9 protein-coding genes are annotated in these 12,145 nt (G+C 36.7%); 5 read left to right on the forward strand and 4 right to left on the reverse strand.

Annotated elements, in window-relative coordinates; all coding sequences use genetic code 11:
* Positions 1-93 precede the first annotated feature (93 nt).
* On the forward strand, positions 94-2,646 hold the full coding sequence (locus BLW28_RS06455) for an ATP-dependent Clp protease ATP-binding subunit (RefSeq protein WP_073216696.1): 2,553 nt from the start codon (positions 94-96) through the stop codon (positions 2,644-2,646).
* Between the two features lie 141 nt (positions 2,647-2,787).
* Here the strand turns inward: BLW28_RS06455 and hutH are convergent, their stop codons facing one another.
* On the reverse strand, positions 2,788-4,299 hold the full coding sequence (gene hutH, locus BLW28_RS06460; protein WP_073216699.1) for a histidine ammonia-lyase: 1,512 nt from the start codon (positions 4,297-4,299) through the stop codon (positions 2,788-2,790).
* A 206-nt stretch (positions 4,300-4,505) separates the two neighbouring features.
* Here hutH and BLW28_RS06465 point away from each other — a divergent pair, with 206 nt between their 5' ends.
* A complete protein-coding gene (locus BLW28_RS06465) occupies positions 4,506-5,873 on the forward strand; it encodes a TlpA family protein disulfide reductase (protein ID WP_073216702.1) in 1,368 nt (455 codons plus the stop codon).
* 82 nt (positions 5,874-5,955) lie between these two features.
* Here BLW28_RS06465 and ccsA read toward each other — a convergent pair whose 3' ends face one another.
* From ccsA to BLW28_RS15595, 3 genes are all read right to left on the reverse strand, one after another.
* Positions 5,956-9,141: a cytochrome c biogenesis protein gene (ccsA, locus tag BLW28_RS06470; RefSeq protein ID WP_073216705.1), complete on the reverse strand. Its 3,186-nt coding sequence runs from the start codon at positions 9,139-9,141 to the stop codon at positions 5,956-5,958.
* Between the two features lie 188 nt (positions 9,142-9,329).
* A complete protein-coding gene (locus BLW28_RS06475) occupies positions 9,330-9,737 on the reverse strand; it encodes a group III truncated hemoglobin (RefSeq protein ID WP_073216708.1) in 408 nt (135 codons plus the stop codon).
* 6 nt (positions 9,738-9,743) lie between these two features.
* On the reverse strand, positions 9,744-10,031 hold the full coding sequence (locus BLW28_RS15595) for a hypothetical protein (protein ID WP_073216710.1): 288 nt from the start codon (positions 10,029-10,031) through the stop codon (positions 9,744-9,746).
* Positions 10,032-10,110: 79 nt separating this feature from the next.
* On the opposite strand from BLW28_RS15595, the gene BLW28_RS06480 reads away from it, so the two are divergent.
* The 3 genes from BLW28_RS06480 to BLW28_RS06490 are packed head-to-tail and all read left to right on the forward strand — an operon-like array spanning position 10,111 to position 12,059.
* On the forward strand, positions 10,111-10,698 hold the full coding sequence (locus BLW28_RS06480) for a Crp/Fnr family transcriptional regulator (protein ID WP_073216713.1): 588 nt from the start codon (positions 10,111-10,113) through the stop codon (positions 10,696-10,698).
* Between the two features lie 28 nt (positions 10,699-10,726).
* Positions 10,727-11,479 carry a Rossmann-like and DUF2520 domain-containing protein gene (locus tag BLW28_RS06485; protein ID WP_073216716.1) on the forward strand — a complete coding sequence of 251 codons (753 nt, stop codon included), beginning with the start codon at positions 10,727-10,729 and terminating at the stop codon, positions 11,477-11,479.
* 52 nt (positions 11,480-11,531) lie between these two features.
* A complete protein-coding gene (locus BLW28_RS06490) occupies positions 11,532-12,059 on the forward strand; it encodes a KdsC family phosphatase (RefSeq protein ID WP_073216719.1) in 528 nt (175 codons plus the stop codon).
* Positions 12,060-12,145: the final 86 nt, after the last annotated feature.

A 12,145-nucleotide genomic window follows, 5' to 3' on the forward strand; every position in this document is an offset into this window, starting at 1 on the left:
TTTGTCCTTTTACTAAAATGAATTGAAAGAGGAATGGTTTTTGACTTAATATTGATTAATTTAGTATTTTAAAGAAGAAAGGATATTTAAAACATGGAGGATAATTTTTCACCGAGAGTAAAAGACGTAATAGCGTATAGTAAAGAAGAGGCACTCCGATTGGGCCATGATTTTATTGGCACGGAGCACCTAATGCTAGGGCTATTAAGAGATGGAAACGGAAAAGCAGTAACAATTTTAAATTCACTGGCGGTAGATTTAAACCATCTACGTAGAAAAGTGGAGATTTTAAGACCTGCTAATTCCGCAGTAATAACAACCACAAATGACAAAAAGAATCTGCATTTAACTAGACAGGCCGAAAGGGCATTGAAAACTACTTTTTTGGAAGCCAAGCTTTTTCAAAGTACTTCAATTAACACAGCGCACTTACTTTTATGCATTCTTCGAAACGAAAATGATCCAACAACAAAATTGTTGAACAAAATGAAGATTGATTATGACGCTGTAAAAGACCAATTTAAGCTTATGATAACTAATGAAGATGATTTTATAGATACCCCCCCCTCCAATGCACTTCCGAACGAAGACGATTTTTCACCAGGCGAGGGCGGAAAAGAAAATCTGTTCACAGGTGGCGCTTCTAAGTCCAATAAAAAATCTAAAACCCCTGTATTAGATAATTTTGGAAGAGATCTTACCGCACTTGCAGAAGAAGGAAAGTTAGATCCGGTTGTAGGAAGGGAAAATGAAATTCAGAGAGTTTCTCAAATTTTAAGTCGTAGAAAGAAAAACAACCCACTTTTAATTGGAGAACCAGGAGTTGGAAAATCTGCAATCGCTGAAGGACTTGCACTTAGAATTATACAACGAAAAGTTTCGCGGATTTTATACGACAAACGCGTTGTTACTTTAGATTTGGCGAGTTTAGTTGCGGGTACAAAATACAGAGGACAGTTTGAGGAACGAATGAAAGCAGTAATGAACGAGCTTGAAAAGAACGATGACATCATTCTTTTTATAGACGAAATTCATACTATAGTAGGCGCAGGTGGTGCCACTGGCTCGCTCGATGCTTCAAATATGTTTAAACCTGCGTTGGCCAGAGGCGAAATTCAATGTATAGGAGCTACCACGTTGGACGAATATCGCCAGTATATTGAAAAGGACGGGGCTTTAGAAAGACGTTTCCAGAAGGTATTGGTTGAACCTACAAACGTGGAAGAAACCGTTGAAATACTTATGAATATTAAGGATAAGTACGAAACGCATCACAACGTAGAATATACCGACGAGGCAATAATGGCGTGTGTAAAACTCACAAATCGCTATATGACGGAACGTTTCCTTCCAGACAAAGCCATTGATGCTTTAGATGAGGCAGGATCCCGCGTACACATTACGAACATACACGTTCCTGATAAAATTCTTAAAATTGAAGCCCAATTAGAAGAAGTTCGCGAATTAAAGAACTCGGTAGTGAAAAAGCAGAAGTATGAAGAAGCTGCTAAACTGCGTGACGACGAAAAGAATCTTGAAAAAGAACTGGCAGAAGAACAAGCAAATTGGGAAGCTGAGTCTAAACTCAATAAAATTGCAGTTACCGAAGAAAATGTAGCTGAAGTTGTAGCTATGATGACAGGGATACCTGTAAACCGAATTGCACAGACCGAAAGCACCAAATTAGCTGCGCTTCCTGACCGAATTAAAGGAAAGGTAATTGGGCAAGACGAAGCAGTTACTAAAGTAGTGAAGGCTATTCAACGTAACCGAGCTGGTTTAAAAGACCCAAATAAACCGATTGGATCATTCATATTCCTTGGTCAAACAGGCGTTGGAAAAACCCAATTGGCAAAGGTATTGGCACGTGAATTATTCGACTCAGACAATGCGCTTATACGTATTGATATGAGTGAGTATATGGAAAAATTTGCTATTTCCCGTTTAATTGGAGCACCTCCAGGATATGTAGGATATGAAGAAGGTGGCCAACTAACTGAGAAAATTAGAAGAAAACCGTATGCTGTTGTGCTGCTTGACGAAATTGAAAAAGCACACCCAGATGTATTCAATATGCTGCTTCAAGTTTTAGACGATGGTTATTTAACAGATAGTCTAGGTCGTAAAATTGACTTTAGAAATACTATTATCATTATGACATCCAATATTGGAGCGCGCCAAATTAAGGACTTTGGGCAAGGCGTTGGTTTTGGAACCTCGGCGAAAAAGAGCCAAGAGGAAACGTATACCAAAAGTGTTATCGAAAACGCACTTAAGAAAACGTTTGCACCAGAATTCCTAAATCGAATTGATGATGTTATGGTATTTAATGCTTTAGAAAGAGACGATATTCATAAGATTATCGACATCGAACTTGACAAGCTTTACCTTCGTATTAACGATCTTGGATACACCTTGAATTTATCTGAAAAGGCTAAAGACTTTATTGCCGACAAAGGATTCGATAAACAATATGGAGCACGGCCTTTAAATCGAGCTATCCAAAAGTATATTGAAGATGCGCTGGCCGAAGAGATAATTAACAGCGGATTAAACGAAGGCGATACCATTACAATGGACTTAGACGAAGAGAAAAAGGAGTTGACTATTAATATCAAAAAACAAAAGAAGACAACCGAATCTTAATGAGTGTAAAGATTCATAAAAATGAAAATCCCCAAGAACGATTAATCTTGGGGATTTTTTTATTTTAAATATTTGCTTGTTTCAGTAAGCAGCATTCACTTGCAGCACTTAGATTCAGATTATCTGTTAACGCATTATTTCTTATTCAAACATTATTTCTGGATCTACTTCTAATGAAGAAAGAAATGATACACTTGCATGAATATCGTCTGCCATTACTCGATCTTCTTCAATAAACGAAACTATAGAGCGATAAGGCTTTAGAAAGGTTTCTATAAATGGCGAAGTTTTTTTAGGTTCTCTAAATTTTAATGCTTGAGAAGCATTCATCAATTCAATAGCCAATATTGTTTCAATATTGTTGATAACGCGTAAACATTTAGTAGCTGCATTCGCTCCCATGCTAACGTGGTCTTCCTGCCCATTAGAAGAAACAATAGAATCTACCGACGCTGGCGATGCTAGTTGCTTATTCTGACTTGCAATACTCGCTGCAGAATATTGTGGAATCATAAACCCGCTGTTCAATCCTGGATTGTTTACTAAAAATGCCGGAAGCCCTCTTAACCCAGAGATTAATTGGTATGTTCTTCTTTCAGAAATACTCCCTAATTCAGACATTGCAATTGCCAAATAATCCAAAGCCAATGCTAACGGCTGTCCGTGAAAGTTTCCTGCAGAAATAATAACGTCTTCTTTTACAAAAACATTAGGATTATCGGTAACCGAATTCATTTCAGTCTTAAACGTTTTGTGCACAAAATTGAGAGTGTCTTTTGTTGCTCCGTGCACTTGTGGAATACATCGGAAAGAATACGGATCTTGCACATTTATTTTCTCTGAATTCCCAATTTCGCTACCGTCAAGGAACTCAAGAAATCGTTCGGCAGTTTTTACTTGCCCTCTATGAGGTCTAATTAAATGCACCAAAGAATTAAAAGGGCTCATATTGCAATCGAAGGCATCTGTTGAAATTGCCCCAATTAAATCGGCCATATACGAAAGTTTATAGCTTTTTAATAGACAATGAACACCATAAGCAGTCATAAATTGAGTTCCATTTAAGAGTGCTAAACCTTCCTTTGCTTGAAGTGTTATGGGTTCCCAGCCAAACTTTTTCATTATTTTTTCAGAAGCAACACGCTTTCCTCCATAATACACCTCTCCCTTACCTAATAATGGTAATGATAAATGCGCCAACGGAGCTAAGTCTCCCGAAGCACCTAAACTTCCTTGTGTATAAATTACAGGAAGCACTTCATTGTTATAAAACTCAATCAATCGTTCTACGGTCTGTAATTGAACGCCGCTATACCCATAACTCAACGACTGGATTTTTAGTAAAAGCATTAGTTTCACAATCGGCTTCGGCACAAAACTTCCAGTACCACAGGCGTGCGACATCACTAAATTCTCTTGCAATTTGGAAAGATTATCTGAAGTTATTTTCACATTACAAAGCGAACCGAAACCAGTATTAATACCATATACGGGAGTTTCGTTGTCTTTCATCTTGTTTATTAAATAGTCCCTAGACTTATTAATATTCAATTGGGCTTCTTCTGATAATGCAAGCTTTTTCTGACTATCTAATATTTCTTTAATAATGGATAAATCTAAGATGTCAGAACTAATATAATGTATTCCTTCCATGGTATTTAAATTTGTGCAAAAGTAAGCAATTTTAAACGGGTGAGCGTAGGTAAACTGCTCTAAAAAGAGTTTTGTAAAAGTTTAAAATCAAGTGTCAAAACCAAACTTTTACATTCCTAAAAATTAACAAACTAGTATCGTAGATATCAGCGCACATTGTTAAATTTACCACGAATCAAATCAACACTTAAAACTTTTATTAAAAAATGAAGCAATTTACAATACTTCTGCTAGCATTGGCGCTTTTTTCGTGCGAGCAAGAAAAGAAACAAACCTACACAGTAGTTGGCGGCACCGTTGAAAACAATACAGCAGAAAATGTTGTAATACGTGGAACTGATTTTGAAGCCAAACTTCCTATATCGCTCGAGGGCACATTTTTGGATACACTTACCCTACAAAATGATGGATTTTATCAATTATATGTAGGTAGGGAACGAGCTGAAATTTATTTGGAAAAAGGTCAGAACCTTACTGTAAACCTGAACACAGAAGAGTTTGACGAAAGCCTAAAATATTCGGGAGATCTTGCAAATCCGAATAACTTTTTAGCACAGAAATATCTTTGGAACGAAAAAAACCTAGATTTTAAATATCTCTTTACACGAGATGAAGATAGCTTTTTGAACAAACTAAATGAAGATCAAAAAGCACTAGATAGTCTTTATGCTTCACATAATATCAAGAACGATAATTTCAAAAAAATGTTAGCTGAAGAAGATAAGTATTCAAAAGCTTCATTAATTGAAAACTATCAGAGTGCACATAGTTATTACACTATGAAACCCGAATTTCAAGTTAGTCAAGGGTTTTACGAATCTTTAAACGATATTAATTTTTCAGACACCTTAGCTTTTCGCAATTCGGCTTCTTATCAAAATTTACTTTCTGTACACTTCAATCGTGTAGCGAGTAAGGAAGCACTAGAAGGAGATAATTCAGAACATACTTTATACTTTCTAAAAAGTGTAGACGAAGCCCTACCCGACGGTTATGCTAAAGATAAATTAATGTACGACCATCTTCAATTTGGTCTTAAGGCCGACAGACATTTAGGCGAGAATTATGATATTTATGTAAAGTCTAATCCAAACCCAAAAAACCTCGCTAAACTTACAGAGCGTTACAATCTTCTAAAGTCGCTAATGCAAGGTGAACCATCGCCTACTTTCGATTTTGAAAATCATAAAGGAGGCACTACTAGCCTAGACGATTTAAAAGGAAAATATGTTTATATAGATGTTTGGGCTACTTGGTGTGGACCTTGCCTACGCGAAATTCCTTCGTTAAAGGAAATAGAAGAAGAATATAGAGGAAAAAACATTCAGTTTGTGAGTATTTCTATTGACGAACCTAAAGATTACGAAAAATGGAGAGCTATGGTAACAGAAAAATCTCTAGTTGGAATTCAACTCATGGCCGACAACAATTGGGAATCTAAGTTTGTAAAAGAATATGGCATTTTAGGAATCCCTAGATTTATCTTGCTAGATCCGAAAGGCAACATTGTAAATGCCGATGCACCCCGTCCATCCGATTTAAAATTAAAAGAAGTTTTCGACTCTTTGCTTTAATAAGATAGTTTTACAAATAAATAGAAACCCCAGAATACGCAAAGTTATTCTGGGGTTTTTATATTTTATCCTCTATTCAGCTTTAAGCTTTTTTAGGTTTCTTTTTCTTCCCGTAATACTTCTTATACCTGAAGTAAGACACTACACTTAAAATTACCGCAAATAATGTGATCCACCAAACAAAAGTTGGCGTGGCTGGCGCATCTCCACTAGCGTATGAATGCAAACCGCTTAGATAGAAGTTAACGCCAAAATACGTCATCATAATCGATGCATACGAGAACATTGCCAGTACATTAAAAGTCCATCGCCCGCGTAAGCCTGGAACTAACCTTGCGTGGATAACAAATGCATAAATCATAATACTAACAAGTGCCCAGGTTTCTTTTGGATCCCAGCCCCAATAACGCCCCCAGCTCTCATTCGCCCATTGGCCACCCAAAAAGTTTCCAATGGTCAGCAATACTAAACCAGCAGTAAGTGCCATTTCGGTAATAACCGTAAGTTCACTGATGTTAATTTCCATCAGGCTATAATTTTTCTTGTTTGTGAAAATCATTAAAAACAATGAAATCATTGCCAATATCATTCCTAGTGTGAATGGGCCGTAACTCATTACAATAACAGCAACATGAATCATTAGCCAATAACTATCCAGAACGGGTTGTAAGTTGGCTATTGAAGGATCTAACCAGTTTTCGTGCGCTACCCATAATATAATTGCTCCTGCAAAAGCAGTAGAAGCCACAGTTAGATCGCTTTTGCGACCAAAGGAAAGTCCGAAGAAAACAGTAGCCCAAGCAACGTAGATAACCGATTCATAAGCATCGCTCCACGGTGCATGCCCACTTACATACCAACGAAGCGCAAGCCCGAGCGTCATTAATGCAAACAATATCCACATTATAACTTTAGAACCCGTTACAAGCGTACGAAGGATTTTTCTATCTTTAAAAAGCTGCGCAATAATAAAGATGAACATTAAAATTCCAAATACCGCAAAATATTTGTACAAACGATTAAAGATATCTGCTTTGTTATAAAAGGCTTCCGCTTTCAACCTGTTTTCTGATGGCATTATTTCAGAACCATACTTCTTTTGAAAATTGGTGATACTTTCCAATAGTTCATCAGCTTGTTTATAATCGCCTGTGTCGCGTGCTTTCTTTAATGTATCAAAGTACATAGGAAGAATATTTCTGGCATAAAGCGAATCCATTCCTGTTAAATTAACTTCTCCCAATTCGGGGTACGACACCCACTTATTTCCTTCATCCCCTGGAATTGGAAATATTTTTAAGATACTTCCACTAAGTGCTGCATTAAGCAACGAAAAGTTTTCGTGAGCTCTAATAAAGTCCTTTTGAAACTGGTTAGGAGTTGTTGTTCGCGTGGCAGCAGAAAGGTACGGTTCGAGTTTGTAGTTTCCCTTTTCGTCGAACAAATCCAATAAGGCAACGTCTTTTTGCCCCTCAGGAACGCCAGCTACGTGGCGAATACTATCGTTACCTCTTTTTAATGCAATAATTGGCACTTCTACCCAAAGTCGAGGAAACTCCGCCATTGAAATAAACACCTGGTCGGCATTCAAACCTTGATAATGATCGCTTCTACTAACCTTTCTTAAGAGTTCACTAGCAAAGGTATTGATAGGCTTCATTCTACCATTATCCTGTATCAATAAATGTCCAAATTTATCGGCGTGTTCTTTACTTACGGCATTAGCGACAATCAAAGAGTCTATTTGCTGCCTGGGTACGGGAACGTGTCGTGAAGGGTCGTGTTCTTGAGCCATTCCAGAAATAGTAAAAAACAAGACTAAAACAGTCATCATGCTCTTTTTCTTACGTTTAATTCGATCGAGCATTACTTCTAATTTCCCAAAACGACTGTGTTTGCTAAAAAGAATTGCCATTAGACCAATGTATAAAAAGAAGTATCCTATATAAGTGATCCAAGTACCCCACCAATCGTGATTTACAGAAAGAATAGTTCCCCCTTCATCTGGATCGAAACCTGATTGAAAAAACCGATATCCCTGATGATCTAATACATTATTCATAAAAATTTCGGCATCGAAATGCTCTTTGTTTTCATCTATTACGGTAACCTTACTTTTAAATGATGAATATCCCTTTTCTGTTCCTGGATATTTATCGGCTATAAAATCGTTTAAGGTTATACTAAATGGAAGCTCAATATTTTCAGAACCGTAGCTCATATATACTTTTAAACCAGCTATTTCGGTTTCCTTAGGATTTGGAGCTGTACCTCTTCCACCCAGCAATGCAACCGTTTCGGTTTCGTTGTTTGAAGTAACTTCAACGATAAGAGCGTCTTGATTTGCAGGTTCGTCTGCTTCGGCTTTAACAACGCCAAATTTTCCTTTGGTTAAAGGTTCCGGCACTACAAAACCAATTCCGCCTAATTGATAAAGAGATCGAAGATTAAATGTTTGAACGCTATCTGCAACAACGGCACCTTCAAACTGATCTGCCATTCGCAGATAATTTCCTTCAAAAGGACTGGAAACTGTGTAGCTTCCATCGTCGTGAGTCGTAATATTTATAGCTCCTTCAGTAGGTTTGTTAACTGCAAAAAGTATATTGTGAATATTGGAAACCTCACCGTTTTTAACCCAATGGTCATGACGTTCACCACCTTCAGACTCTACAATTTTAAGATACTCCTCTCCCGTTTCGTCTGGAGTTAAGCCTTCTTTAGCTCCTTTTATAAAGTCTTTATATTTTATCGTTACCTCCTGCCCTTTGTAGTCGGTATTAATTTCAAAATTATTGTTTAACCGCTCGGATAGTCTAAGTTTTTTTGGTTTCAACTTTCTTCGTTGCGCTACACCATCAACCATATAATCGCCGTCGATAAAAACGTCTAGATAAGTTTCTTCTGAAAGAATGGAGTTTTCTGTTTGACCTTCGCGGATGTGCATTACACCTTCAAAACCAATATAACGGGTAACGAAAGCACCAAAAATTACAAGAATTAAAGAAACGTGAAGCATAAGTGATGCCCACATCTTCGGTTTATGAAGATTATACCGGAATATGTTTCCAATAAAGTTAATTACAAAAATGGCCATGATTGCTTCAAACCACCAAGCGTTGTATATAAGTTCACGCGTATAGGGAGTTGGAGGGGTTTGAGAGGAAGCGTCCAAAAATGTTCCTACGGCCATTGCGGCGGCATAAACAATGAAAAGAACAGCGGTTAATCGGGTTGAGAAAAGAACGGAAGCTATCTTTTTTAGCATTATAAATAATTTTGGGGCAAATTTAGGTAATTGTACTCATTAAAGCTACTAAAAACCTTGTTCTAACATTTGAAAATGCAGTAAGGTTTTTCACCTAATTCTCGGCTAAATAGTTTGAATAACAGAAACCTATAAAACGTAGATTATTCCGTAGAAGTAATCATAAAAAACAGGTTTTAATGAAAGCTTTATTTCCCCGCGTTAGGAGTTCTTGAATTAAAAATATTAAGATGAAGAAAAGTCCCCATATTTCGTGCACGGTTTTTTGCAATTTGAGCTCTTTCATCGTCAGCATCAAACAACGTATCGATAGTTTCAACCCACAGGTTAATCCAAGTTCCAAAATGCATTTCGTTAATAGAGTTACCAACCTTTTTATCAACTTCAACATGTGCATGCATTGGATTTCCGAAGTATTTACGGTTGAAAAAAAGGTTGGTTTCCCAGAAATCTGTTAAAAGTTCTAGGTGACTTTCCCAGTCGGTTATAATTCCATTAAAAATAGGGCCGAGCAGTTCGTCCTTTCTTACTTTTGAATAAAAAGTTCTAACCAATAAGGAAACGTCTTCTCTAGAATTGATTTTACGATTTGCCATATTTTTTTACAGCAAAGTTATCAAAAGCAACAACATATTGACTACTAATGATATCACCAATAACCAAAAGCTCAGTTTTTTACTAGCTCCCGATAATAACGCAGCATTATAACCCATACATAGAGACACGCAAAGCGTTAACTCAATGCCCGTAAGTAATGATGTACCTTGGGCTAAAATGGTCATAGCGGCAATAGATCCCAAACAACTATTTAAAATAATTGTAAGCGGTACATACATATAGTAATCGTATTCAAATTCGGCTTGCATAGCCTTTAAGGATAATATTTTCATAATATTTAATCTTTAATTGTTTTATGGGTAAATTTACCCATACTAATAGCCTAGATTTTATGAGGCTAATCATATAGACATGATTCCTGAAAATTTACTTTCAAAATACAATTGCGCGCTGAAAACTTATAACCCTGCCGAGTTGATTTTTTCTGAAAACAGCCGTGCAGACTTTTACTACCAAATTAAAACGGGAGAAATAAAAATGTTTAATTTGAACGATACAGGGAAAGAGTTTGTTCAAGGCATTTTTTATGATGGAGATAGTTTTGGAGAACCTCCGTTATTGGGCGATTTTAAATATCCTGCATCGGCTACTGCGATAAAAGAAACCCAGGTTTATAAATTATCTAAAACCAAACTTTTTAAGCTTCTTACAGAAAATCCCGAGGTTCATTTAAAATTTACAAAAGCGCTTGCCAAAAGGCTGTATTACAAAGCAACTATCCTTAAGGAAATTTCTGTTCACACGCCAGAACATCGTATTTTAACCCTTATTGATTTTTTAAAACGAAAATACGGTTCAACAGAACGCTTTCAAGTAGAACTAACAAGACAGCAAATAGCCGATCTTACAGGACTTAGGGTGGAAACGGTTATTAGGGCCGTAAAACAATTGGAGCAAGAAAGCGAAATTGAATTGATAAATCGTAAAGTGTTCCGTTGAAATTTAAAATTTACCTTATTTTCGCATTATGATACATGTAGTGTTTTTAGGGTTTGGCAATCTTAACCATCATCTCTTTATAGCCTTAAGCAGCGCCAAAAATGTTGTTATAAAACAAGTTTTCAATAGAAGTTCCGTCGACTCTTCCTCTAGCCTATTGAAAAATGTTCCTTGTACTCAAGACATTTCAAAACTAATGGATGCCGATGTATATATTATAGGTATCCCCGATGATGCAATAGCACCATTTTCCGAAAGCCTGCCCATTCAAAATAAACTGATTGTCCATACTTCGGGTGGGGTAAATATGAGTGAGCTTTCAAACAACAGCAGACGCGGCGTTTTTTATCCGTTACAAACATTTTCAAAGCAACGGGAGGTGAATTTTAAAAACATTCCAATTTGTATTGAAGCTGAAAACGTGCGTGATTTAGAACTTCTTAGAAAACTAGGGGAATGTATTTCAGAAAATGTTGTAGGGATTATATCAGAAAAACGATTAAAGCTACACCTTGCCGCCGTTTTTGTAAATAACTTTGTGAACCATTTATACGCCATAGGAAGCGATATTTTGAACAAAGAAAACTTACCATTCGATTTATTAAAGCCTCTTATTTCAGAAACAGCTTTAAAAATTGAAACCCTTTCGCCTAAAGCAGCACAAACCGGTCCTGCCCGACGAAAGGACCAAAAGACTATAGACAAACATTTAAAATTGCTAGAAAACAGTGACAACAAAGAGTTTTATGAACTATTTACAAAAGCGTTGAAAAACGTATAAAAGAATCTGGAAAACGTAAAGGTAGAAATCGTGAATCCGTAAAAAGCAAAATATGAGTTATAAAGAATACTTAAAACACATAAACACCTTCATCTTCGACGTGGATGGCGTTTTAACCGACGGCACTATAATGGTTACAACCCAAGGCGAAATGTACCGAACTATGAACATTAAAGACGGCTATGCACTTAAAACTGCTGTGGAAAAAGGATATCACGTCTGTATTATTTCTGGCGGTAATAATGAGGGCGTGCGCGTTCGATTACAAAATTTAGGAATTAAAGATGTGTTTTTGGGTGCTCATAACAAAACTGAAATTCTTGAAGATTATTTAAAAGAAAAAAACGTAGAACTAAGAAACACGCTGTATATGGGTGACGATTTACCAGATTATGAAGTAATGCAGGAAGTTGGTCTCCCCACCTGCCCTCAAGACGCTGTTCAGGAAATAAAAGCGATATCAAAATATGTATCGCATAAAAAAGGCGGAAAAGGCTGCGTTCGTGATGTCTTGGAACAAGTAATGAAAGTGCAAGGTAAATGGGGCATTACGAAAGGTATAAGTGCTAAATATGACTAGTATTGAGTACATCTTGGCCTTCGATACATTTTGAAAACTAAAAACAACTTTCTTATTCTAAATTCTGAATTGCTTTCAAAACATTC

Source organism: Aequorivita viscosa (genome assembly GCF_900106795.1).
GTDB classification, from domain to species: Bacteria; Bacteroidota; Bacteroidia; order Flavobacteriales; family Flavobacteriaceae; genus Aequorivita; species Aequorivita viscosa.